The following is a 26,568-nucleotide window of genomic DNA, read 5'->3' as shown; positions in this document are numbered from 1 at the left end:
TTTCAAAAGTTACTGGTGAAATATTTGTTTAAACCATCGTAAAACTGCTAATACTAACTATAAAATTGATACGGTATATTTTTCCTATAAAATGATATTTTAGTAACATAACCATTCAGCTAAATGAATTATCATTGCTAAGTTGTGCAATCAATAAATAATTCGTAATGCGACTTATATCTATCATTCTTGCAGTATTCTTAATTATAAGCATCAATTTATCCGGAAAAACAGATGGAACAACCGGTATTCCTTTGGGAGGTATTGGTACGGGAGCCATTAAATTTAGGGCAGGTAACGGAACATTCTCTTATAACTTTACATCACCAACCAGAAACGGTAATTACAAGACGTTAAACGGAGCAAAGTTTAAAATCTTTACCGAAAGAGGAATAGCTATAGAAACAGATGATTTATTATCTGCTGTTATTACAAATGGCAGGGTGGATGATGACGCCATATTTCCACTTCATAAGGTGAATTTCGGGAAAATCAATAATGTATCTGTAAACATGACCCTTTACATGGCTTACGATCAGTATTCGGTTGATAATATGTGCCACCCGGCAATGATGTGTGAAATGACAATACAAAACCTTGAAGCTTCAGAGGTCACCGTATCTCCTGCATTTCAGCTGACTACAGCATCAAATCCACTGGGCATTACTGATTCCGGCTTTATTGCTTCGGGTGCCAGTCCGGAACTTTGTCTATTAGCTTCTACGCCCGATCATTCCGGTGTTATTAGTTACGGGAATGATGCGAATTATGCTACAACCGGAGTATATAATAATACCATCTCCGGATCAACCAACAGTGTCGCAACAAAAGTGATCCTGACTGCCAATGAAACAAAAACTGTCCGATTCGTACTTGCATGGTATCGACCGGATGATATTTCCCACTATTACTACACAAACCTCTGGAACAGTGCGAAAGAGGTGGCTGTTTCCGCGCTTGATAAATTCGATACCTTCAAAGCGAATTCTGAAGCGTTGGTAAACCGTATGCGTGCATCCAACCTTCCGGAATGGCTAATTGACCAAACGCTGAATTCAACAGCGACACTGGTCAACAACAGTGTATATTTCAAAGACGGCCGTTACTGTCATACAGAAGGACAATGGGAACCTGAAGGAACCATGGATCAGATGTGGCATGCCCGTCAGATCTTTACCATGATTAATCCGGAACTGGCCTGGAAGGAGTTGGAATGGTGGGCACGAACACAACATGTAACAAGCTACGCGGGTCAGATTCATCACGATTTTGGAACCTATTTCAACTATGTAGGCTGGGATGATACCGAACATGAAGATTATAGAGCCATTGATAAATGGGTGGATTTAAACTGTGGTTTTATTTTATCTGTTTATGAAACGTTTAATGCCACTGCTGATCAGGAAAAGCTGGATTACTTCTGGCCTTATGTAAAAAAAGCCGGTCAGCGCATTCTGGATCAGATTAAATTGTACGGAAGTACTCAATATCCTTATACATTTGAAACTTCGGAGAGCACATATGATGCGGGAGGAAACTCACAGGCCTACAACACAGGTTTATCTATTGTTGCATACAAGATGATGACTGAACTGGCAACCATAAAAGGTGAGACTGAACTGGTAACAACTTACAGCACAGCATTGGAATCTGCAGTTACCGGTTTTGAGGCCCGTTGGTTGGACAAGAGTTATCCCCTGGGTAATTATTGTGAAAGTGCCATGGTAAACTTATGGATAGCCAATTACTCAAAGATTAATCCATTTTGGGATAAATCAAAGCTGGACAACTTATTCATAAACATGCTGGTTTACTATGATCCTGTAAATAAAGGGATGGGGTTGCCGGGTGGTTCTTATTCAGAATGGCAGCCTTACCTTGTTGCCCATTTAGGAGGCTATGCCCTGCAGACCAACCGTTCAGATGTTTGGCTGGCTCTTCAAAAAGACATGTACGAACGCAACTACCTGAACAGGAATCTGGTATTTAATCACGAATTAGGCGTTCCACCCAAAGTGACTACACCTACCTACATCGCAACATCCACAGACGGTTCTGATGAGTATATCAGTACACCTGTTCTCTGGCGTAATTTTTATAACCTTGCAGGTTATCACTACAATCAGTACACAGGAGAGTTATGGCTTGAACCTAAGCTATTTGAGGGAGTCAGCGAATTGGATAGCATTCCGCTCATTACCCCTGAAGGATATGTAACAATAAGCTATAAGGCATCAGGAGATTCAGGCCAGAACCAAACCATAACGTTTACGCCTGATTACGACGTGCAGGTGAACGCAATTTATGTTTCTGATAAATACACAGAAGGTGACAATTCAGTATCCAAAGTTCAGGTTAACGGTAGTGATGTAGCTTACGAACGTACAGGTAAAGGAGATCTCAGTCACATTAAAATATCGTATTCAGGAACAATTCCTTCTTCAGGAATAAGTGTACAGGTAGAAGGAGACACCCGGATAACAAGCGGTGATGCACCTTCAACTCCAACCGGGTTTAATGCGGCCTCATCCAGTGCCAGTCAGATCGATTTATCATGGAATGCAACATCGGAAGAGCTGCTCGGTTATATCGTTGATAAAAAAGTAGACGGAAATTTCCAGACGCTCGCTATTTTAGGGCCTGATGTCACCTCATACAGCGAAATAGGATTACAGGAAGCAACCGAATATACTTATCGCCTGCGAAGTTATAATGTTTTCGGTATCTCCACCCCAACAGATGAAGTGGTAACTGCAACACAGTCCGTAGAGGAAGGTGTTATTGTTCAGGCATACAATTTTGGCGATACGTATACGGCAGTTGATGGAACAGAATATTTATCCATGCCTTCACAATATGTTTCAGGTGGAAGATCGTATTCAACATCTTCAACTAACATCACAGGAACTGAAGACGATGAGCTGTATAAAACGGAACAATTTGGAACATTCAGTATCAATATTCCTTTGGAGAATGGAAAGTACAACGTCATCCTTAAAATGGCAGAGATCTATCATAACTCACCCAATAGCAGGCTATTTAATGTCAATGTTGAAGGGAAAAGAGTCATTGAGAACCTTGATATTTTCGCGCAGGTAGGCAAAGATGTGGCCTATGATGTTATCATTCCGGTTGAGATGACAGATGGAACACTGAATATAAACCTTATTACTGTAACGGATAATGCCAAAATCAATGCGTTAGCCATTGAAAAGCTTATCACCAGCAGTATAAATGGCACAACGACAGATCGGAATAACGGCTTTGCCCTGAATCAGAACTATCCAAATCCTGCAAGTAAAACCACTACAATTAATTACAGTTTAAACCATCCGGGACAGGTTAATCTGGTTTTGCTGGATGTAAACGGACAGGAAATCAATCATGTTGTAAATCAACAGCAAAACCAGGGATCCCATAAAGAGGTTATGAACGTTTCTGATCTTAACAGTGGCGTTTATTATTATCGTTTAGGTGTTGATGGTCAATTTGATACCAAAAGAATGATAATTATTAAGTAAACTACGGCAATTAAATTATTTTTAAATAATTCTTTCTGAAATAAACTATCGCTTATGTATAAGAATCTACATGCCATACTTTTAATTTTAATACTCGGGGTAATCAGCAGTACCATGCCTGCTCAGGAGAAGGAAGTTGATTTTTCCTACCTCGACTACAACCGGTCTTTCGAAGAACGGGTGGAAATTCTGGTGAATCAAATGACTCTGGAAGAAAAAGTCAGTCAACTGATGAACGATTCCAAAGCCATACCGAGGCTGCATATTCCGAAATACAACTGGTGGAATGAATGCCTGCATGGTGTTGCACGGAACGGGTTTGCAACAGTTTTTCCCCAATCCATTACGGTTGCTGCGTCATTCAATAAAGATTTAATGCACGACATCGGCACTGTGATCTCTGATGAGGCCCGGGCCAAATACCACGAATTTGTCAGGATAAACAAACGTGAGATTTATACCGGCCTGGATTTCTGGTCTCCCAATATTAATATTTTCCGTGATCCGCGATGGGGACGAGGCCATGAGACCTATGGTGAAGATCCTTATCTCACAGGTGAGCTGGCCACACAATTTATCACTGGCCTTCAGGGCGATGATCCGAAATATTTCAAGACCATAGCAACATCCAAACATTTTGCAGTTCACTCCGGACCAGAAGCATTACGTCATCAGTTTGATGTGGATGTGAGCGACCGCGATTTGTATGAAACATACCTACCGGCCTTCAGAAAAACCGTAGAAGATGCAAAGGTCTACTCCATAATGGGAGCCTATAACCGCTTCAGGGGCGAATCGTGCAGTGGCAGCAACTTCCTTCTAAATAAGCTGCTTAGGGATACCTGGGGTTTTGAAGGTTATGTAGTGTCTGACTGTGGTGCAATCCGGGATATTGAAACCGGTCATCATTTGGCTGATACTAAAGCTGAAGCTGCTGCAATTGGCATAAAAGGTGGTTGCGACCTGAACTGTGGCAGTTATTATAAAAACCTAACAGAAGCTGTAAAAGAAGACCTTGTTACCGAAAATGATATTGACCGTGCGCTCGAAAGGGTTTTAATGGCCAGATTCAGAATGGGTATGTTTGATCCGGATTCCATTGTACCTTATACAGATATTCCGGTTGATATTGTATGCTGCTCGGCAAATAACAGTCTGGCCAGAAAAGCAGCACAGGAGAGCATTGTGCTTCTGAAAAATCAAAATAACCTCCTGCCCCTTGATAAAGAAAAACTTAAAACAATTGCCGTAATTGGACCCAATGCAGATAACTGGGAATCGCTGGTGGGAAACTATCATGGTACTCCGCTTCATCCGGTGACTTTCCTTAACGGGATTAAAAACAAGGTTGAACCAATCGTAACGGTTCAGTACGCTGAAGGATCAAACCTGGATTATGAGACCCTTAATCTTAAACCGGTTCCATCCGTATATTTACAAACGGAAGACGGCAAGCAGGGACTGACCGCCAGGTATTATAACAATACAGAATGGGAAGGTGAACCTGTTTTGGAACGAACAGATGAGCATATCGAATTCTGGTGGGAACATAAACCGATTTCCAAAGATCTGATCGATGATTTCTCTGTTCGGTGGACAGGGTATCTGGTTCCGCCTGAAAGTGGAAAATATGAATTGGGGCTATTTTCCAAAAGAGGCATGACCATAAAAATAAATGGTGAAGAAATAACCAATGGTAAAGGATCTGCTCATCATGCCAAATATGCGACAGGGATAATGGAGCTTGAAAAAGGAAAGCGATATCCGGTTGACATTACGTTCTTTAGTGATAAATCCAATGCACATGCACAGTTTTTGTGGGCTATGCCTGAAAAAAACCTGATTGACGAAGCTGTTGCCGTAGCAGAAAAGGCAGACATTACGGTTCTTGTTCTCGGACTGTCACAACGTCTGGAAGGAGAAGGAGGAGACAGAAAGGATATTGAACTTCCTGCGGTTCAGGAAAAGCTAATGAAAGCTGTTAAAGCTACCGGGAAACCGGTGATCCTGGTTCTGAACGCCGGAAGCGCACTGGCTGTAAACTGGGCCAAAGATAATGTTGAAGCGATAGTCAATGTAGGATATCCCGGAGAAGAAGGCGGGAATGCCCTGGCCGATGTTCTTTTTGGTGATTACAATCCTTCAGGCCGGTTGCCAATCACATATTATACATCGCTGGAAGAACTGCCGCCGTTTGAAGATTACAACATGAAGGAGAGAACATATAGGTATTATACAGGTACCCCACTCTATCCGTTTGGTTATGGCTTAAGTTATACCCGGTTTAAATATACAAATCTGGAAGTTCAGAAATCAGTGAAAGCAGGCGAGAATGTTATGGTCTCTGTAACCGTTACAAACACAGGGGAAAGATCCGGTGACGAGGTTGTACAACTGTACCTGAAAGACGAAAAAGCATCCACACCCCGCCCACTCCATCAGCTTGAAGGTTTTGAACGAATTCATCTCAATCCCGGGGAAAGTAAAGTAGTAAGTTTTAAGCTTGAACCAAGGCAACTGTCCATGATCAACAATAAATCTGAACGGGTTATTGAAGACGGTACATTTACTGTTTTTGTGGGCGGGGAACAGCCTGGATTCAACAGTGATCTGCATGCAGCCACCACGGAAGTCATTAGTACAACATTCCGGGTCAAAGGCAAAGCTAGATTAGCTGAATTATAGAAACATACGATTTTTCTGACCGATTATTGTTCTTTTGTGGCTTCAGACAAAAAAATGATAACCTGAAAGTCTTAATCTAAGATGCTTCTAAATTATAGGTTTTTGCGCTCCTGAATAGTTATATTTTTAACTTTACATTAAAAGAGACAGGATTTGGAAAGACTGAGGTATATATTGTTCTTTCTTTGTATTGTTATATCAGCTTCATCTCAGGAATTAATCAGAAGTGGTACTGAATACAAATATTTTAAAGGATTACAAAGCCCTGCGTCCGCGAATGAATGGACCCAATTAAATTTTAACGATCAATCCTGGACTATTGGAATTTCTCCCTTTTGGTACGGTGATGGATCCAATGGCACCGTTCTGGACGATATGCAGAATAATTACTCATCTTTCTACCTCCGGACTAAAATTGAAATTGACTCTTTAACCAATGTTGAAGATGTTTCTTTCTTTCTCAATTATGACGACGGATTTAATCTGTTCATAAACGGTCATCTTACTATTAGTGAAAATGCGCCACAAAATCCGGTTTACAATTCATTCGCTACAGCATTACATGAATCCGGTAACTTTGAAAATTATATCTTATCTCCGGATGAGTCTTTTTTAAAGGCAGGAGAAAATAGTATTGCAGTTCAGGTTTTTAATTACAATTTAACCAGCAGCGATATACATTTCGATTTATCCTTGAAGCTTAGAGTGAAAGAACCTGAAGTTCCAAGAACCCAAAAAGTGGAATTCAGTCATGCAGCAGGTTTTTACGACACACCATTTGATGCGACTATTACTACAAAAACGTTAGGTGATCGTATCCGGTATACATTGGATTGCTCTGATCCACAAACTTCGCCAACAGCCATAGAAACCACCAGTCCTGTTACGGTTAAGATTGATCCGGATGCCACAGGCAACCGTCCCCGTACACCTGGTGTTATTCTCAGGGCCTGTGCAATCAGCGATTCACTGGCGCCATCCTGGTCAGGAACCGTTTCCTATATTTTCCCTGATAAAGTAAAAACACAAAACTATCCGGGTGGTCAATGGCCTTCACAGTCAGTAAACGGACAGATTTTTGACTTCGCTATGGATCCCGATGTTGTAAACAGTCCGGCCTATAAAAACCAGATTGAACTCGCACTGACCGATATTCCATCCATGTCGTTGGTGACGTCTACCGATAATCTGGTTAATGCATCTTACGGAATATATGTGAACGCCGGAATCCGAGGCGCTGACTGGGAACGGGCAGGTTCTTTGGAACTGTTTAATACACCTAACGAAGAAGGGGGTTTTCAGGTCAATACAGGAATTCGAATCCGTGGTGGATGGAGCCGGCATCCCGATAATCCCAAACATGCATTCCGTCTGTTTTTCAGAAGCGAGTATGGTAACCCGAAACTGGAATACCCTTTATTCGGTATTGAAGGGACTGATTCTTATGACAAAATTGACCTCAGGACATCGCAGAATTATTCATGGAGTTATAAAGGAGATCAATACTGTACCATGAACCGTGACGTATTTTCCCGCGATCTTCAACGGGAAATGCATCAACCATATACCAGAAGCCGCTATTATCATCTTTATCTGAACGGCATGTACTGGGGACTTTATCAAACACAGGAAAGAGCAGAAGCCCGTTTTGCGGAATCCTATTTTGGAGGAGACAAGGACGAATATGACGTTATAAAAGTTAATACACAGGATTATTCATCACGAACAATTGAAGCAACCGATGGCAATTTAAAAAAATGGGAAGTACTATACAGTTTGTTCGGTCAAGGATTTACCAGCAATGCCAACTATTACAGACTTCAGGGGCGGGATGCCGTTGGTGCCATAGATACCTCTATGGAGGTTTTGGTTGACATTGATAATCTCATCGACTACATGCTGGTTATTTTTTATACCGGGAATTTTGACAGCCCCTATTCAAAGTTTGGTAATTTCATTAATAATTTTTATAACATCCGAAACAGAACCTACAAGCGAAACGGGTTCCAGTTTCTTATTCACGATGCCGAACATTCCTTATTGGCATACCCTGTTGGTCCCGGAATTGGCCCCATGGAAGATCGCGTTAATCTGGTAATAAATGTTAACAATATTAATTCCTTTCAGGCACAGTCCCTGCATAACAAACTATCTGAAAACGAATTGTACCGACATAGATTTGCAGACCGGGCGTATAAGCATTTATATAATAACGGTGTGTTGACGCCAAACAAAAGTAAAGCCCTGTTTCAGTCGAGGGCCGATGAAATTCAGTACGCCATCATTGGTGAATCTGCCCGATGGGGAGATTCAAAATCCACTGTTGCCTTAACCAAAGCAGACTGGCAGGGAGATGTCCAGGACATCATTGACAGGTTTCTGGACGTAAGAACAGGGATTGTAATTGATCAGTTAAAAACAGCAGATTTACTGCCCGAAACGGAAGCTCCCGAATTATATATGAGTGTACAGAATCAGGCAATGCAAAATGTAAATGGTCTTAGCTTATCCATTGTTGATACTGTTCTGATTATGCTAAAAAATCCCAATGGAACGGGATCAATCGTATTGACAACAAATGGTGAAGATCCAATTTCTGTAAATGGAACATTAAACCCAAATGCCATATCAACTTCCGAAGATACTTATACAATAAAAGTGTCTGAAACTACCGAAATCAGGTCCCGTATTCTGAATTCAGATGAAACCAGCCCATTGCGAACCGTTCACGTTTTGGACACAAAACAACCGGATGATTTACGTCTAACAGAGATCCATTATAATCCGGATGATCTGGCTGGTAAATCAGGTAAAAACTATGAATTCATTGAACTTAAAAACATTGGTGATCAAGCCATAAATATTTCCGATTTAGTCGTATCGGGCGGAATAAACTTTACCTTTAATACGCCTCAGATATTACAAGCGGGGCAATTTGTGGTACTGGTTTCAAACCCATACCTTTTTGAATATGCTTATCAGAAGACAGCTACAGGATGGTTTAGCGGCAATTTGTCGAACGGAGGCGAACAGGTAATTCTGGCCACAGATTATAATCACATTTTAGGATATGTATCCTACGGTATTGATTCGCCCTGGCCAAATATCGTTGATCTTGCAGGTTATTCTCTGGTTCCGTCAAACCCAAATCCCGAAACAATTAACACAAACGGAGAAAACTGGATCAAGTCTTCTGTTTGGGGCGGGACACCTTTTGCTGATGATTCTTCACCAGATGGACTAGAGTTTACCGCATCCAATACACCCACAAATATTACCATATATCCAAATCCAAGTTCAGATTTTATTGTCATAAAAAGCAAAAAAACTATACATAATGCCAGGCTTTCGCTTCATGATTTAAATGGTAAACGCATTTTTGAAAAAACAAACGTCGATTTTTCTGCAGGGAACAACTTTATTTTATCGCTATCTGCATTAAATCTCAGCAACGGCATATATCTGATCAACATTTCATCCGGCTCTGTTACAGAAAAGCAACAGGTTGTTTACATTCAATAACATAAATTGCATCATTGGAAATTAAGCTTAGAAAAGCCTGAAGTATCTTTCAGTTTTATGATATCCTTATAAGAGGTGTATTTAACATCCTTTCGAAGAATAGTAAAATCAAAAAAGGTCCTCCCGTAACGAGAGGACCTGCATTTATAATAATTTTAGTTTTGACTTAGCTTATTTGGCAACCTGAACTTTTTTCACCTGATCACCAACTTTAACAATATAAATTCCTGACTGACTTGGAATAGTTGCGACAGACTCAACAAACTGTCTTGTTATTAACTTACCTTCAATAGAATAAACATTAACGTCAGCCGGGTTGTCAACAGCTACTTTAATGTAACCTGCACCAGTTGTTATAACAGAAGATGAGACCTGTGTTTTTGATATGGCTGTAACAGTACCATGAACTGTGAAATAATCGAGGTTAAAATTAAGGCTGCTACCTGTATTTAATGTTATACCAATTAATCTCACCTTAACCATTGCTTTATTATCCGCACCTGTTAAAACAGGATCTGCATATACCCATGTATTCCAGTGTGCTTCAGAATAGAACGCACCGCCATCTACCCAGGTTGTTCCATCATCAACAGAATATACCAGCTCCAGATAATCAGAAACATCGTTTTGACCTCCTGAAAAAGAAAACTCAAGACTGACATCTTTAAAACCTGTAGTTGGAAACTGGAATTCAAAATACTGATTATGCTGTGCAGGATCTGTAAAATCACTTACGGTATTGGCATCCGTCCAGCTGATACGGCATACCTGATTGTCTCCAGTTAATGAAGTAAAAATTGTGTCTCCTTTTGAAGTTAAATTAGATGAACGGGTTGCAGGATAGTTATCCGGATAAACCATCGCACCTTTGAAACCCGGTCGCCATGAGATGGGTAGCATTACAGGAATGAATGTTACAACATCACCTGTTGAATCCGCGAAATATTCGTTATCGAATGTCCAGGATGGTAATTCAAAGGTTTCTGTCATTGTCTCAAACACTGCTTTTATGTCCAGATCTCCTGTTATTGTATAAGTAAATGGATTTTCAGTAGAAAGAGAATTGCCACTACCATCCTCCCAGTGATTAAAACTATAACCGGCTAATCTTTTTGCATAAAAAAGAACCTGACTACCTTGTGAGACACTGCTACCTGTAAAATCTTTTATGACTAATCCACTATTCTCAGGACTCACACCTGTTGTAACTGTATAATTAGGCACATTACCTGTAAATTTAAAGTAGTCAACATCATACAGCCAATCGGTTCCGGCATTTGGGTTTTTGAAATACAGATAAAAATCATGTTTACCTGTATAGCTACCTGAAAATGTAGTGGAAGTATACAACTTTATATTGCTATCAATTGTAGCTGTAGCAATTACTGTTCCTACATCCGGATTAGGATCATCAAGTACAAATAAAATTTCACCACCTGCATTATAACTTACAATATTGACTTCTATAGAAGTTTCATTACCGTCAAATTCAATTTGACTTTCTCCTGTAAAACCTATATATAAACCATCATATATATACCCTACTTTTCCGGTAAGAGCCCTGGGATTATCTCCATCACTTTTTACCGTAAAATTTTCCGCCTGTACAACCTGACTGGTTGTAGCATTCATTGATATTAAGCCTGCAAATAAAAAGCTTAATAATAGTAAAAATTGTTTTCTCATAGTAAATTATTTTTAAATTAGTAATTAATATAATTGACATATAGTTAGCTAAAAACTAATAACTTAAGTCATAAATTATTTCGGTGCTTTGTAAAATTTCTTTCCGTTTACAATGTAAAATCCCTCCTCCGGCATCTGTTTCAAAGGTCGTCCCATTAAATCATATATCTTTCCGGATTCCATATCATTTTCACGTTTCACCAGTTCTATACCAGTACTGGTAACCACCACTGTGCTTGCTTCTCCCAGACCACCCATCTCATTTGCAGACTGTATCGTATATGTACCATTTTCCGTTAGCATATAACTGTTCTCTGCGACGCAGGCGAAATAAACGCCATCCTTAAATAATACCGTGCAAAGTGCATCTTTGTCGTTAGTCCAGCTTATCCTGCTTCCTGACACACTGACTTCTGGCGCCAACGTCTGCTGTGTAAAATCTGAAGGCATCCAGCCATCATCCCTTCCAAGCACATTATATAAAGTAAATTCCGATGCTTCATCATCTGTCAGGATTGGGGTGTAAGTGTTGGTGCTGGTTGGAGAATTTCCCCTTCCTGATAAATCAAGAAGATTACCGGAATAGTCCATGCTTTTATATTCATAAAAATGGGTAATCAAACCACTCATTCCTTCCCATCCTGTGCCATCAGGCTGTTTATTCATTTTAGTGTATAAATAGTAGGCACGTGGTTCATGCTGCCATGGCCTTCCCAAAACAAAGCTGCCACCATCAATCGTACAATGTGAGAATACGTAGCCCCATTTCAGACTCTCGTCTGTTGCCGGAGCTGTCACCTTACTACCGCTTGCTGCACGGTTATACATCAGGCAATGATCAAAAAACACATCACCACCACCACAGATATAGTCAGTTGAACCATAAATATCACAACTGTCCCAATATGCACGATCGCCGGAAACGTAAGTGTCCTGAAAACTAAATATTTTTATATTTTTAAAGATATTTTGTGAGCCACGGTCATAAAGGGCCACCTGTTGTCCCTGTCCAGCTTCACCCCTGTTATTCTTTATGGTTATATCCTGCATATAGGTGTGTCTTGCACCATTAAGCTGAATGGTTGCAGTTGTAGATATACCATACGAATCCGGTGTATTGGTAATGATTGAATTGTCCTTGCTTTGCCCTGTAATTGAAACCCTGCTTCGGTTAAGATTTGTCATGTGATCACCTGCATTACCAGTCAACTCATAACTACCATCCGGAACGAAAATATAATAACGATCAGTTCCTGAAGCTCTGTTTGCTGCAGTAATAGCTTCATCAATTGTACCGTCTACTCCTACAACAAAATCAAATGTTTTTTTGGTTACTACAGGCTTTTCTCCTACCGAGAATGTAAGAGTTATGTCGCTTTCATTTTTGTTACCTGACATGTCTTCGATACTGTTTGCTTTGAGCACAAATGTATTGTTGCTGCTATATTCCAGTCCGTGATAATAGTGCTTAATGAACACGTTATCTTCTGATCTTAATTTGGCATCATTGCCGTTTAACGTTGCTGATGCTGTCTCGCTTATCTTTACTGCTTCGTTAAACCGGAGTGAAATATAACCGTTAATCCCGGAGAGGACTTCCCCGTTTTCAATATTCTGATCAACCAAAACCGGGGCATTAACATCGACTTCTTCCTTGTAGCTGAATACAACATAGAACCTGCAGTAGACCTTATCAACTGAAATATTCAGAGGTGTACCCGTTACATGATCCGAAATGGAAAACTTCACTTCGTCCAGCTGATCAGCGCTGGCAGCTTCATCAAAAGTGCCTGATGTAAGTGGTGTTATTGTTGCACCTTCACTTGATAAACCAAAAGTAGCTGTGCCATATCCAATTAAGGATACAGAAGCTACATTGAAATTGGTTGGAATGGAAAGCGATACCAAACTGTTATTGGCATAAAACCCATAAAGAGTTGATCCGCCTGTTGGTCTCCAGGTTCCATTCCCAAATCTCGTAGAGGTATCTGCGGGTGTGAGTGTATAAATGTAATCTGTCCAGGATTGTACCAGAGAAGATGATGCTACATTGGCCCAATATCCATCATTTTCTGTTGTTCCCCTGATTTGTTTTTTCATCAGGTCATTTATGGTTATGGTAACCTTATAATCTGCAAAGTCAGTAGCCCCATGCATAATTCTGGCAGTTACAACCACCACGTCACCAATTGTAAAATCAGATTTACTGATAATTCCATCCGCACTAATGGCGATATCAGCGTCATTACATGTTGCAGTATAGCTTACCTCTGCAGTTGTTGCCGAGGGCGTTACAGTAATATTCAGATCCTGATCGTAATACGCATCTGTAGAAAATACATCATTATCCGGAATCACGGTAAAGCCATTTACTGTCATATCCTTAAGGGATACATCAGCAACAAAAGGTGCAATTTTTATAGTAAATACATTAAAGACGTATCCAGAATTCACAAAACCCTTCATCTTAAAATTATAAACCACTCCGGCTTCCAGATGAAATAACCAGTCATAATTTTGGGTTGAAGTCCAGCTTCCCGTATTTGCAATATCCACAGTATCTGCATTTACAAAATCTCCGTTTGAGTTTATTATCCCTAATGCACCTCTTACATTATTACTGGATGTGGCAATAGCAGATGTAAATACGAAGTAGCCGGACACCGAAGACTGCACATCAAACGTGATGTAACAACCATCGTGTGCAAAGTCAATCAGTTGACTACCCTTAGCCACGCATTCATACCATTCCTTTACATTATCAACCAGTACATTGCCGCCGTCAGCATTTACGGCAACAACATCAGCAGCCAACACAGAACTGATACCCGTTAAAGAAAAAAGAAGGATTAGCGCAGATATTGAAATCTTATGTAAATACTTTTTCATGAGATAATTTTTCAGGTTAGTTTAAAATAATTTTACCAGTCTTGAAATTACCGGAAGACTCTATCCGTATCAGGTAGATTCCGGGGTTGTAGCCTTTAAGTGGTAAACTTTCCTGATGACTTATATTCAAATTACCAGAATAAATCATTCTTCCACTGCTTGAATAAATGCGTACTTGAGCATCCACACTGTTCTGCGATTCAAGGTAGAGTGTTTTGCTGTGCTGATCTACATAATATTTAACCTGATCTTTTAAAACAGATACCTCATCAATAGCAGTTGCATGGTACTGGTCGCTGATATATTGTTGTGGTCCTGCCTGTGAAGTTACGATCTCCTTCACCTGGTCGGTTGGATCAAGAGTATAGCTGTAGTAGGAATCCAGATCATACGGATAAACAGATGCATTCCCATTCTGATCGCCTGAACAATTTATCAACAGATTACCATCTTCATACATAATCCCCGGGCTGCTGATGGTCAGAGGGTCATGTACATTTTCGAACACACTATTTTGTACAATGATCCGTCCGGTTCCACGTGCCTGATTGCCATAGGAAAATACTCTGCTAAGGTAATTATTGTATAAATGGCCTATTCCCATATCAAAACTTGGGTTTCGTTGATTGGTCGAGTCGATCCAGTTATGATGAATCGTAAGGTGAAAATCAGGATTATCAACTCCATCTGTGATCCAACCAATACCAAAAGCCTTGTTATGATGAGTTAGCTTATTATACGAAATCGTAGCATAATCTGTACTGTGGCGCAGGTCTATTAAACCGTCTCCACAGTTTGTAAAAAAGCAATGATCAATCCACATGTGGTGGCTGTTATCCGCCTGAATGGCATCGTTATCGTTGGTTTTTCCATCCCAGTCCCCCTCAACATAGGAATCCCTGATGATCAAATTACGGATTATAATGTTTTGCTTGTTAATGATGTGCAGTTCCATATTTTTTAAAGTGGCATTAGTGCCATAACCTATAATGGTTTTATTGGAGTTCACATCAATTTCCTGCCAGGATGTTGATTCAAGAACACCTTTAACAAGAATAATATATGGCCTTGAAGATCTCGCGTAGGTATTGAATTTTGCATAGGTATCTGCAATCACCACTTCACCGCCTTCACCTCCGGTAGTTGTCTCCAATCCCAACCCACTTACTGCTGCAAACCCATCCGGTTTATCCTGTGCGAAAATATTTTGTAAGCTAAACAGGGTAATTATCAAGACGGAATAATGTAAAAATTGTTTCATAAATATTGAATTTGTTATGTTTTATTATTGTAATAAATATTCAGTTGTATAGCTCCCATAATGCATCGCGGTCACATCACTTTTATTAAAAGGTGAAATTAGGCATATGATATGGTTATGTATGGGAATTCTTTCCCAAATAGTGGTAGTTTCATATCAGTAACTTGTTGTAGCGGATGAAGTCCCCGTCCGTACAATAGCAATCAAATGTGCCCTCCTTCTTCTTACAAAGTAAGTGCCAAAGATGGAGTTTTTTTATGGTATCACAGTAATAATAACCCGCACATATCTTGTTAAGGGTGGTTTTCCTGAATCAGTGACCTCGCAGATCATATGGATGGTATCTCCGGGTCTGGCATCATCCGGTACCGTAATTTTGAATTTAGTTTTTCCTGATCCCGAAATGGCTTTTCCCGAATATGTGCCTGCCTCAATGTAATTCCACCATTTGAAGGATAAGACATCTCCATCCGGATCGTATGTTTTACCTGCATCCAGTTTTAGTTTGGAACCTGCTTTTGCTTTTATGCTCAATGGTGTATTCTTTAAACGCACAACAGGATGATGGTTGGCAGAAGTATAATCCCTGACGCACCATTCCGCCCGGGCAGCAAAATCATTCTGAACATCATCCAGCCAGCGCCAGATGGGCTTAAAATAGTTGGTTCGAATATCCATTTCTACCTTTGCCGTGTCATTCTCCATCTTTTTCGACCAGCTGTTATCAATAAACCAACGGCCCGTGGGACGCTTATAAGTTGAGTCTGGCAGGGGATCCATCCACACATTATTACGGACCCAAACATATCGTCCGCCCCAGCCCCCCCAGCCGGGAGATTCCATGCAGCGCAGACCATTAGAAATATTATATAAAAATGAAGGAGTATCGCCTTCAGCATTAAATGCTTCGTTATTATTTTCGTAGGCATCACACAACGGCCCATGTCCGTTCAGGATATGTTTCCTCATCCAGTCTGCTTCGAAATACGTTCTCACCTCTTCAGGAAGTACTTTGGGCCAGATATATGCCATGCAGTCGAACTGGTCGGAAATTATAGTTGGGATGTTATACTTTTCCCAGTTGGGACGAATATAGTCCTGGTAGGTGCCATCCTGTTCCCAGATCAAAAATAAACGCAGTTTTCCCGCCACATCTTTCATACGTTCGGGATGATCTTCCTGGATTATTTTAAGCGCACGAGAAATAGTATTACATCCTCCCCATGCCTGCACCCAAACAGGACGCGAATCACTGTCATCTAACACTACCTGAGCAATCAGTTCTGCGCCTTCGGTACGAATATCATCCTCTCCGATACCGTTTATATTGCCTACTTTCCACTTGCTCAAGAGATAATCAGGCGACGGGTAATCCGGATCATGTAATTTCAGGTTATCATAAACCCTTGCATACAAATCAATATAATCTTTTACCCAGGATACGGGATGAAATGCATTCCATCCTGTTCCTCCAACCCAGTGAAACTGCGAACTGCTGTTGATAATCCCTTCTACATCGAATTCATTGGAGGTTAACAAAAACCGCACCATCGAAGCCCGATCGTCTGCCTCGCCATCAGTGGTGACAATCACACGCGGTTTTGTATTCTGACTGAAAATTCGAGTAGCTCCGGTAACACAAAATATCAGGATGAATAAAATATGGGAGGTTTTCATCATACGTTCTTTGACTTTTCCCTGTTTGTTTAAAAGAATTACTAAAATCCATACAAAGATACAATTCTGAAAAATAAGTAAATTTCTGTATCTCGTCAAACAAGGGTAAATGTTAATAATAACGCTTGCAATATAAAAATTTATTTCTTTGAAATAATGGCACCTTACAGAGGACATCGGAACTTTGAGAATCTCTGTGGATCGTCCTCCTTTGCTAACAAAGGAGGTGTCCGTCGGCTGACGGACAGAGGATTTAATATCGATCTGTAAAGTCATCATAAAAAGCCACCGGAAAATTTCTTACAGGCAGAAGTCTTTTATGCTGCATTAATTTCGGGATGTGAACCAGTGAATCTTTAAATTTTATTTCAAGTACATTACATATAGTCTCCCCGTCTGCAACTTCATACTGATATGTTAACGTAATTTGGTTAATATGGCTTAAAGGTAGTAAAAGGAAAGCAAAACTAATATTGAGATATTGATAATTTGGGTTATTGCTTCTATAGTAATTATTTATTCTTCAAAATAATCCAAATCAATTTTCTTAATTATGTATGGTTCTATGACGTCCTCCTTTTGAAAAAAGGAGGACGTCAGAGTCTTCAAATGCGCCATGGAGTGTCCTCCTTGGAAAAGGAGGTGCCGAACGTAAGAGAGGCGGAGGATTTATCAAACATCAGATTCCTTTTCCAGTTTTTCAACCATATTCTGTATATCCATAGCTACATAATTAAGATGGTAGATTACTTCATTTTCTGAAAACCTTAATACAGTATAACCCAAATCTGTCAACCACTTTTCGCGCTCATAATCCTTTACCCCATTTGTTTTGTGTGAACTGCCATCCAATTCAATAATCAGGTTTAGCCTTCGGCAAATAAAATCAACAATATAATTACCAACTCTGTACTGCTGGTTAAACTGATACCCGTTTAATTGTTTTGCTTTTAATACATCCCGCCATAAAATTGCTTCTCCCATGGTACCATGTTTTCTGTTCTCACAAGCAAAATCCTTATTGTGCTTACTGTAATTTAGTTTCATTGTTCAGGGTTTATTCAAAGGTATGGATACCCAGACCCATTTCAAACTATTATTACTAAAATCCTCCGATCCCGACACTTCGGTTGGTATTAGGTGAGACAGAAAAATAAATCCTCCGTCATCCCGATTTACATCGGAATGCCACCTCCTTTTGAAAAAAGGAGGACATCGGAACTTTCAAATGCGCCATGGAGTGTCCTGGTTAATGACTTCAAAAGATACCGTTGAATTCATAACAGACAATGACGAATTATTTATCAGATAACCTGCAAAAGAAAATTAAATTTGCATTTAACTAATTATTATAAAAACACATTAACAGGTTATGACTGTGCAATACAAAAAACAACGAACTATTACCATACAAAAACTTGTATTACAACTCTCTTTTCTTATCATTCCCATACTGTTAAGTGCACAATCCAACCAGAGTAGTCCAGACACTCAGGTAAATGACGTCTGGAAGACTAACTGGATCTGGCAGGATGCGGATGGTCCGCAGGACACGTGGATGTGTTTTCGTAAAAATATCCGGTTGAGTAATATTCCTGAAAAAGCAACATCACGTATCTCTGCTGATTCTAAATACTGGTTGTGGATTAATGGAAAACAGGTTGTATTTGAAGGCCAGCTCAAACGGGACCGGCTGAATGAAACCTGGTATGACGAAATTGACCTGGCACCATACCTGATTGAAGGGACGAATACAATTGCAGCCAAGGTCTGGTACTGGGGCAGAGAAGGCTTTTCACATCACGACAGTGGGAAAGGGGGATTTTTATTTGATGCTAATTTCGGGGGTACACCAGTGGTATCTGATTCAACATGGAAATTAAAAGTTCATCCAGGTTACAAGCATTCTGTCACAGGAGGACAACCCAATATGCGCTTATCGGTCTGGAATGTCAGGTTTAATGCAGCCAATGACACGATTGAAGACTGGCAACTCCCCGGCTACGATGATTCATCATGGAAATCTGCTACTGAAAAGGGTGTACCGCCAGTGCTGCCCTGGAATACCATGGTCAAACGTCCGTTTCCGCAATGGAAGAACAGTGGATTACAGGACTATGTGAATGCTGAAGCCATTCCTGAAACCGGTAACGGAGAAGTGGTGGAAGCAGTTCTGCCCTATGATGCAAGGGTTTCAGTCTATCTGAAAGTCAAAGCGCCGGAAGGAAAACAGATCAATATGCAAACTGACCAGTATGATGGCTGGTATGATTTCGGTGAGGGACCAGCCAACCGTGCAGAATATATAACCAAAGACGGCATTCAGGAATTTGAAAGTCTGGTCTGGATGAGTGGTAACACCGTGCTTTACAGCATACCTGAAGGAGTTAATATCATTTCACTGAAATACAGGGAACTCGGTTATCCGGCTGATTTTACCGGTAGTTTTTCATGTAACGATCCGTTTTATAACAAACTCTGGACCATGGCCCGCCGAACATTATACATTAATATGTACGATAATTTTATGGATTGTCCTGACCGGGAACGTGCCCTGTGGTGGGGCGATGTCGTGAATCAGAGTGGTGAATGTTTTTACACCCTCGATACCACTTCTCATGCCCTGATCCGGAAATCCATGAAAACACTGGTGGCCTGGCAGCGAAAAGACAGCACCCTTTTCTCCCCTACCGCCACAAAATGGAGCGCTGAACTGCCTCAACAGATGCTGGCAAGCATTGGCTGGTATGGCTTCTGGAACTATTTTATGAACACCAACGACAGTACAACCATTCGTGAAGCCTATCCGGCGGTTAGGAAATACCTGGCAATCTGGAAAATGGGACCGGATGGTCTTGTCGTACATCGTCGCGGAGCCTGGGACTGGGGTGACTGGGGAACCAATATCGATATTGCAGTTCTGGACAATACATGGTATTACCTTGCGCTGAAAGCAGCCATTCCCATGGCAGCCATGAGTGGGTATGCTACAGACACTTTAGATTACCGGACCAGAATGAACAGCATCTCCACAAATTTTTCAAAAATATTCTGGAAGGATGATCAACAATGCTTTCGCTCTTCTGAACTTTCCGAACCTGATGACAGGGCTAATGCCATGGCCGTTCTTGCCGGTCTGGCCAAACCGGATCAGTATAGCGGCATCCGGAAGATATTACAGGAAAAAAGGTTTGCCAGTCCCTATATGGAGAAATATGTACTGGAAGCGCTTTGCAAAACCGGCTCCGATTCACTGGCTCTGATCCGAATGAAGGAACGGTATTCCGAGATGGTTAACAGCAAAAAATACAATACACTCTGGGAGGTGTGGAACGGGTTAAGTGAAGGCACCATTAACCATGGATGGAATGCACCTAACACTGTTTTATCACAAAACATTGCCGGAGTTGCTCCGCTTGAACCGGGATGGGCGGTTTACCAGGTAATGCCACAGATGGGCGGCTTGACAGAAATCAATCAGACGGTTCCGACGGTAAAAGGAGAAATAAAAGTTATGCATGTGCTCTCTTCAGAACGTTTTACAATGAACCTCGAATCACCGCAGGGAACAAAAGCATGCATCGGAATCCCTAAACAATATGGTATTCAAACTATTACGGTGAATGGTAAGACTATTTGGAAAAATGGCAGGTTTCGACACAGTCCGGAGGGAATCTCCAGAGGTGGAGAAAACAGCAATTACGTCACATTTTATGCTTTACCTGGCACATGGCGTTTCGATGCCACGCTAAAGTAGACGTTAAGCTTTAATATTGTAGACCAGAAGTGCATCCCCATGCCTGAGAAAGAGCTTGCCGTCATAAATATAGGGATGTGACCAGTGTTGTCCACGTCCTTTTTCCACTTTGAAGGAACTGATGACTTTAAAACCTGCCGGATCCGGTTTTACAAGGCCCACATCACCTGTCTTTTCAACATACACATATAACAGGCCATCGGCAAACACCATTTCTCCTTTGGAATTCCATTTCTCTTCATACATCACCTCACCGGTATCCCAGTTCAGACAAACCCAGTTTCCGGCATTGTTATGGATCCAGTTCGATCCGTACAGGTATCCGTCATGTTCTATTAAGCCGTGATGATGGTTATCCAGAACCGAATCGGTATAAACTTCGCTGATCACAGAAACATCATCATTGACTTCCAGCATTTTGGCCGGATAATTATAACCGATGCAAATAAAAATCCGGTTTTCTTTTACCACGGGTGAATTTGCCCAGATCATGCCTTTGGGTTGCCATTTCCATTTGACAGGATCAAAATACCGGTAGGATGTTCTGATGGCACCATCTTCAGGATCCACAATATAAAGGTCACTGGCTGATGCCCCTAAAATGTAAGGCTTCCCGTTGAATTGATGCAAAACAGGCGAGACATAGGAACGCTGGCCATCTGTACCCGGACTCTTCCATACCTCCTCTCCGGTAATTTTATCAAAAGCCACAAATGTTGCCCCTGCTCCTGCCGGCGAACAGATAACTTTATCATCCACAATCAACGGCGATTCGGCTACACCCCAGGTATGCCAATCCGCCTGGTATTCCTTATCCACATTAATTTTCCAGTTGATATCCCCGGTTTCCGCTTTCAGACATACCAGTTCTCCTATCCCGCTGACAATATATATCCGTCCATCTTCCAGGGTTGGCGTACCGCGGGTATTCGGAAAAGATGCTTCCCATGCCTTGCCATAAGCCACCTGCCAATTATTGTTACCTTCAAAATCTATACAGGTCAGATAGTCCATACTATCCTTTTTCCCGGACGCATAAATATATTTCCCGTTGGAAATTACTGAGGACCAACCATCACCAATCCCTTCATATTCCAGCAGCAATTGCGGACCTGTCTCAGGCCATTCCTGCAAAAGTCCGTCTTCAGGAAATTTTCCATCACGATCCGGTCCACGGAACTGATAGATCTGAGCATAAGCTGTGAAGTAAAGTAAACAAGCTACAAAAGTGAGGCTTATAATTTTCATAATAATATTGTATAAGAATTAAAAATTAACGTTCAAGATTTTGATAAAAGCATTAATGTAATATCATATCTGTAATTATGTTACACAAATATAACTTACTCATCCGATATAATTTATGCATGCACTTGAAATCCGTAATAATGGTAGAACAATCCGTAATATATATAAATTCAATCTGTTAAAAAACCTTATCTTTACATAACCGATAATAATACTCAATTTCTGTAAGATGAAAAGGCTGCCATATTACTCCATTCCACTTATTTTACTGATCCTATTCGCTAGTAGTTCCGCCATAAAAAAGGAAAGCCCCAAAACGAAACATCTGTCCAAATCGCTGACAACAGTAAAAACATATGCTGATACAGCAAAGGTTTACATGACTACCGATCTAAGTCCGGAAGGTTTGATGGCGGTTTATCAGGCACTGGGCCGTGAAGCCAAAGGGAAGGTAGCTGTTAAACTGCATTCTGGTGAACCAGGCGGTCATCATTTTTTAACACCGGATTTTATCAAAGACCTGGTGCAAACTGTTGATGGGACCATCGTAGAATGCAATACAGCCTATGGAGGAAGCAGGGCAAGCACAGCCATGCATAAGCAGGTACTTGAAGATCATGGCTTTACGGCCATCGCACCGACAGATATTATGGACGAAGACGGCTATGTTGGTTTACCTGTACCGAACGGAACTAATATTACCGAAGATTTTGTGGGTTCACATTTTGATAATTATGACTTCTTTATCGTACTCTCTCATTTTAAAGGCCATGCCATGGGCGGTTTTGGAGGCGCTATAAAAAATATGTCCATCGGCATTGCAGCAAGAGCAGGTAAATGCTGGATCCATACGGCTGGCAATAGCATGAGCAGCATGTGGGGCGGAGCACAGGATCCATTCCTGGAATCAATGGCTGAGGCAGCGTTTGCCGTCGACAATGCCATGGGAGACAGCATTATCTACATCAGTGTCATGAATAATTTATCGGTAGACTGTGATTGCGATAACAGTCCTGCGGCCCCGACGATGGCTGATATTGGTATTCTGGCCTCACTTGACCCGGTTGCACTGGATCAGGCCTGCGTCGACCTGGTGTATGCGGCACATGACGGACACGATTTGATTGAACGAATGGAATCACGCAACGGAATTCATACACTTGAACATGCAGAAGATATTGGATTTGGCACCAGGAAATACAACCTACTGAAGGTTTCAAATACGGCGATACAAAAAAATGAGATATCTGAAGAGCTGATATATCCCAATCCGGCATCTTCGGGGGTAAACATTCCTAATTTTTCAAAATACGATTATGTTCACGTTGTTGATATGCTGGGAAAACTTATTGCCAGGTATGAAAGCAAACCGGAAATTCACATTCAGAACCTGCCCTCAGGCCGGTATGTGATGCAGTTTATTTCGGGGGATGCGGTAATACGTCAGGCATCATTAATGAAAGAATAAATTTGAATCGCACTTTGAAAAGGATAAACATAAACAGCTTTACCTGATGCCTTCCCATGCTTGAAAGAGAATTTATTTATTTATGGTATTACTTTACCGTTCTTTTCAACCAGATCTTCCCTTACTGGTTAATTGGAATTTTAATTGGTTCTGTCGTTTCTGTTTTTGGAAAAACAAAGATAAACCAGCTTTTTGCTTCTGTTAAAGATACCCGGTTAGGATTACTGGGAATAATACCGGCAAGTTTACTTGGGATTGCTTCTCCTTTATGCATGTACGGCACCATACCCATTGTGGCTTCCTTTCATAAACAAGGTATGCGCCAGGACTGGCTGGCCGCTTTTATGATGAGTTCTATCCTGCTGAATCCTCAGCTTATCATATACAGTGCAGCACTCGGCATGGAAGCACTGATAATTCGTATTTCACTTAGTTTTGTAGGCGGAATATTTGCCGGATTACTTATCTCTGCGTTTTACAGAAATCGTACATTTTTTAATTTCTCCGGTTTTTCAGGAAGAGCAAACAGGGACACGCATCCTAATCTTTTCATTCGTTTTTTAAAGAATCTGTGGCGAAACATCAGAGCAACCGGTCTTTATTTTCTGATCGGCATTATCCTGACCGCACTTTTTCAACGCTACGTGCCAAATGATGGTTTCGCAAAACTATTTGGGGAACAAAAGGGATTTGGTGTGTTGATGGCTGCCACTCTTGGTGTTCCGGTTTATGTGTGTGGCGGTGGCACGATTCCCCTGTTAATGGACTGGCTGCATCGGGGAATGAGCCTGGGCGCTGCCGGCGCCTTTATGATCTCCGGTCCGGGGACCAAAATAACCAACCTGGGAGCATTAAAAATTGCATTGGGAACCAAAAGCTTTTTCCTCTACTTTTCATATGTCTTTTTGTTTTCCGTGATAGCAGGACTAATAATTAACCTGATATTATAATGATGCATGATTTCTAAAAAAAATGGTTAAAACTTTTATAGGAAATCGGTATATCATCCTGAAAAGCACATAAGAGAAAGCCTTGAAATAAACCAAGAGGATCTTAATCCTCCTCCTTTTTTACCAATTCCCGGCACTTCAACACAGGCTATTCATATGCAGGATATGAAGAAATTAATGCACCTTGAACCACACGCGATTCCTGTTTGTTATAAAAATCAAAACCTCACTTCTACCTTCTAAAATCCTGTCAAACAAATAATATGAATCCCGAAATTGACATATATCTTAGTCAGGGCTGTATGCGGTGTGAATTTGGCGGCACTCCGCAATGTAAGGTTCACAACTGGACGGAAGAACTGAATCTGTTGCGAATGATCATCCTGGACTGCGGACTAAACGAAGAATTAAAATGGGGTGTCCCCTGTTATACCTGGCATAATAAAAATGTGGCCATAATGAGCGCCTTCCGGGAATACTGTGCTCTTAGTTTTTTCAAAGGTTCCCTGTTAAAAGATCCTGAAAGAATTTTAGATAAACCGGGAGAAAATTCACAGGCTGGCAGACTGATCAAATTTACTAACATCCAGCAGATCATCGAAAAGGAACCCGAATTAAAAGCTTTTATTCATGAAGCTATTGAGCTTGAAAAAGAAGGACGTGAAGTAAAATTTAAAACGGTGAATGAATATGCTGTGCCTGAAGAGCTACAACATAAACTGGATGAAGAACCTGTATTGAGGCAAGCGTTTGAAGCTTTAACACCAGGTCGGCAAAAAGGTTATCTCATCTATTTTTCACAACCAAAACAATCTAAAACCCGCGAAACACGTATTGAGAAATGCATTCCCCGAATTCTGGAAGGCAAAGGACTGCATGACCATTAAAACAATCTATTTCGAGGGTTTATGATGCTTCAGATAAATGCGCTGTCCCGGCTGCGGCTGTGTTCCCTTATCCATATTATTCTTTTTATACAGACTACGCAATCTTATCCCGTAACGTTGGGAAATTTCGCGCATGGACTCATCTTCCTTAGCCACATGAAACTCATAGTTTTTTGACCGGTTACGTTTCGGCTGAATATAAACAACCTGTCCCGAAGTAAGATAAGCATCCTCAGGCAAATCGTTATATTTATACAATTCCCAGTCACGCAGATTAAATTCCTGCGAAATACTCTGAAAACTATCTCCAGGACGCACTTTTACATAATTTACTTTATTATTGGAATAAATCTGATGCGACGAAAACGGTTTGATTACAAAATTATCCACCGGTTCCTGTTTTCTTGTTTTACGGGTACTAATGACTTCATCTTCGGTGAACTCAACTTTTACACCACGGTCGTATAAAAACAATTCATTGTCTTCAATAATTTTTATAAGACGGTTGGCATATTGAGGATCAGTGGCATATCCGGCTTTTTTCAGTCCTCTCGCCCACCCTTTGTAATCTGTCACCTTTAGTTCGAACAGAATTCTGTAACGCTCCCTGGATGTCAAAAATTTTGAATGATCCTCAAACGACTCTACTGGTTCTTTATATTTCCGGAAACATTCATTCCGCATATCATCATCACGATGAACCGAAGGTCCTGTCCAGTCGTGGCATTTAATGCCGAAATGGTTATTGGCAACCCGAGCCAGATAACTGTTTCCGTTTGATGACTCAAGAATGCCCTGCGCCAGGGTAATGCTGGCAGGAATACCATATCGCTGCATCTCTCTTATAGCTATAGGAGCAAACTTTTCTACATAATCTTCGCGGGTAAGTGTCTGTGCATTCATGGCAAATATCACCATTAACAGAACAGAAACAAGGAATGGTCTTTTCGGTATCATCTTATTAAACATATGATGCAAAAATAAAAAATCAAAATCTAAACAACTGAAACACTTCGT

14 protein-coding genes are annotated in these 26,568 nt (G+C 40.9%); 7 read left to right on the top strand and 7 right to left on the bottom strand.

Annotation, left to right across the window (positions count from 1 at the left end; genetic code table 11):
- Positions 1-167: 167 nt before the first annotated feature.
- The 3 genes from ACE1ET_RS10725 (at position 168) to ACE1ET_RS10715 (ending at position 9,728) form a co-directional block, all read left to right on the top strand.
- Positions 168-3,521, top strand: coding sequence for a malectin domain-containing carbohydrate-binding protein (locus ACE1ET_RS10725; RefSeq protein ID WP_375728400.1), 3,354 nt, complete (start codon positions 168-170; stop codon positions 3,519-3,521).
- A 54-nt stretch (positions 3,522-3,575) separates the two neighbouring features.
- Positions 3,576-6,206 (top strand): glycoside hydrolase family 3 C-terminal domain-containing protein, encoded by a 2,631-nt coding sequence (locus ACE1ET_RS10720; protein ID WP_375728399.1) that lies wholly within the window; start codon positions 3,576-3,578, stop codon positions 6,204-6,206.
- A gap of 153 nt (positions 6,207-6,359) precedes the next feature.
- A complete protein-coding gene (locus tag ACE1ET_RS10715) occupies positions 6,360-9,728 on the top strand; it encodes a CotH kinase family protein (RefSeq protein WP_375728398.1) in 3,369 nt (1,122 codons plus the stop codon).
- A gap of 171 nt (positions 9,729-9,899) precedes the next feature.
- Here ACE1ET_RS10715 and ACE1ET_RS10710 read toward each other — a convergent pair whose 3' ends face one another.
- The 5 genes from ACE1ET_RS10710 to ACE1ET_RS10690 form a co-directional block, all read right to left on the bottom strand.
- Positions 9,900-11,414, bottom strand: a complete 1,515-nt coding sequence (locus ACE1ET_RS10710; RefSeq protein WP_375728397.1) for a carbohydrate-binding protein — start codon at positions 11,412-11,414, stop codon at positions 9,900-9,902.
- Positions 11,415-11,489: 75 nt separating this feature from the next.
- A complete protein-coding gene (locus ACE1ET_RS10705; RefSeq protein ID WP_375728396.1) occupies positions 11,490-14,303 on the bottom strand; it encodes a pectinesterase family protein in 2,814 nt (937 codons plus the stop codon).
- Between the two features lie 16 nt (positions 14,304-14,319).
- Positions 14,320-15,564: a pectate lyase family protein gene (locus ACE1ET_RS10700; protein ID WP_375728395.1), complete on the bottom strand. Its 1,245-nt coding sequence runs from the start codon at positions 15,562-15,564 to the stop codon at positions 14,320-14,322.
- A gap of 255 nt (positions 15,565-15,819) precedes the next feature.
- Positions 15,820-17,244 carry a DUF1593 domain-containing protein gene (locus ACE1ET_RS10695; RefSeq protein ID WP_375728394.1) on the bottom strand — a complete coding sequence of 475 codons (1,425 nt, stop codon included), beginning with the start codon at positions 17,242-17,244 and terminating at the stop codon, positions 15,820-15,822.
- A 669-nt stretch (positions 17,245-17,913) separates the two neighbouring features.
- Positions 17,914-18,288, bottom strand: coding sequence for an endonuclease domain-containing protein (locus ACE1ET_RS10690; protein ID WP_375728393.1), 375 nt, complete (start codon positions 18,286-18,288; stop codon positions 17,914-17,916).
- 325 nt (positions 18,289-18,613) lie between these two features.
- On the opposite strand from ACE1ET_RS10690, the gene ACE1ET_RS10685 reads away from it, so the two are divergent.
- Positions 18,614-20,998, top strand: coding sequence for an alpha-L-rhamnosidase-related protein (locus tag ACE1ET_RS10685; protein WP_375728392.1), 2,385 nt, complete (start codon positions 18,614-18,616; stop codon positions 20,996-20,998).
- A 3-nt stretch (positions 20,999-21,001) separates the two neighbouring features.
- On the opposite strand, the gene ACE1ET_RS10680 is transcribed toward ACE1ET_RS10685, so the two are convergent.
- A complete protein-coding gene (locus ACE1ET_RS10680; RefSeq protein ID WP_375728391.1) occupies positions 21,002-22,246 on the bottom strand; it encodes an outer membrane protein assembly factor BamB family protein in 1,245 nt (414 codons plus the stop codon).
- Between the two features lie 229 nt (positions 22,247-22,475).
- Between ACE1ET_RS10680 and ACE1ET_RS10675 the strand changes: the two genes are divergently transcribed.
- The 3 genes from ACE1ET_RS10675 (at position 22,476) to ACE1ET_RS10665 (ending at position 25,551) form a co-directional block, all read left to right on the top strand.
- Entirely contained in the window at positions 22,476-23,714 is a 1,239-nt protein-coding gene (locus ACE1ET_RS10675) for a DUF362 domain-containing protein (RefSeq protein ID WP_375728390.1), read from the top strand.
- Positions 23,715-23,770: 56 nt separating this feature from the next.
- The gene (locus ACE1ET_RS10670) at positions 23,771-24,664 is read left to right on the top strand and encodes a permease (RefSeq protein ID WP_375728389.1); all 894 of its coding nucleotides are present in this window, start codon (positions 23,771-23,773) and stop codon (positions 24,662-24,664) included.
- Positions 24,665-24,927: 263 nt separating this feature from the next.
- Positions 24,928-25,551 (top strand): YdeI/OmpD-associated family protein, encoded by a 624-nt coding sequence (locus ACE1ET_RS10665; RefSeq protein ID WP_375728388.1) that lies wholly within the window; start codon positions 24,928-24,930, stop codon positions 25,549-25,551.
- Positions 25,552-25,557: 6 nt separating this feature from the next.
- Here the strand turns inward: ACE1ET_RS10665 and ACE1ET_RS10660 are convergent, their stop codons facing one another.
- A complete protein-coding gene (locus ACE1ET_RS10660; protein WP_375728387.1) occupies positions 25,558-26,508 on the bottom strand; it encodes a glucosaminidase domain-containing protein in 951 nt (316 codons plus the stop codon).
- Between the last annotated feature and the right edge of the window lie 60 nt (positions 26,509-26,568).

The sequence above is a fragment of the Quyinboa mangrovi genome, assembly GCF_042219825.1.
Lineage (GTDB): Bacteria > Bacteroidota > Bacteroidia > Bacteroidales > UBA5342 > JBHJHP01.
This window is presented reverse-complemented; position numbering and strand designations above follow the sequence as displayed.

Coding starts and splice junctions, on each gene's coding strand:
- ACE1ET_RS10725 (WP_375728400.1), top strand. CDS start 168: ATGCGACTTATATCTATCATTCTTGCAGTATTCTTAATTATAAGCATC.
- ACE1ET_RS10695 (WP_375728394.1), bottom strand. CDS start 17,244: ATGATGAAAACCTCCCATATTTTATTCATCCTGATATTTTGTGTTACC.
- ACE1ET_RS10710 (WP_375728397.1), bottom strand. CDS start 11,414: ATGAGAAAACAATTTTTACTATTATTAAGCTTTTTATTTGCAGGCTTA.
- ACE1ET_RS10700 (WP_375728395.1), bottom strand. CDS start 15,564: ATGAAACAATTTTTACATTATTCCGTCTTGATAATTACCCTGTTTAGC.
- ACE1ET_RS10675 (WP_375728390.1), top strand. CDS start 22,476: ATGAAAAGGCTGCCATATTACTCCATTCCACTTATTTTACTGATCCTA.
- ACE1ET_RS10680 (WP_375728391.1), bottom strand. CDS start 22,246: ATGAAAATTATAAGCCTCACTTTTGTAGCTTGTTTACTTTACTTCACA.
- ACE1ET_RS10685 (WP_375728392.1), top strand. CDS start 18,614: ATGACTGTGCAATACAAAAAACAACGAACTATTACCATACAAAAACTT.
- ACE1ET_RS10705 (WP_375728396.1), bottom strand. CDS start 14,303: ATGAAAAAGTATTTACATAAGATTTCAATATCTGCGCTAATCCTTCTT.
- ACE1ET_RS10670 (WP_375728389.1), top strand. CDS start 23,771: ATGCTTGAAAGAGAATTTATTTATTTATGGTATTACTTTACCGTTCTT.
- ACE1ET_RS10690 (WP_375728393.1), bottom strand. CDS start 18,288: ATGAAACTAAATTACAGTAAGCACAATAAGGATTTTGCTTGTGAGAAC.
- ACE1ET_RS10660 (WP_375728387.1), bottom strand. CDS start 26,508: ATGATACCGAAAAGACCATTCCTTGTTTCTGTTCTGTTAATGGTGATA.
- ACE1ET_RS10665 (WP_375728388.1), top strand. CDS start 24,928: ATGAATCCCGAAATTGACATATATCTTAGTCAGGGCTGTATGCGGTGT.
- ACE1ET_RS10720 (WP_375728399.1), top strand. CDS start 3,576: ATGTATAAGAATCTACATGCCATACTTTTAATTTTAATACTCGGGGTA.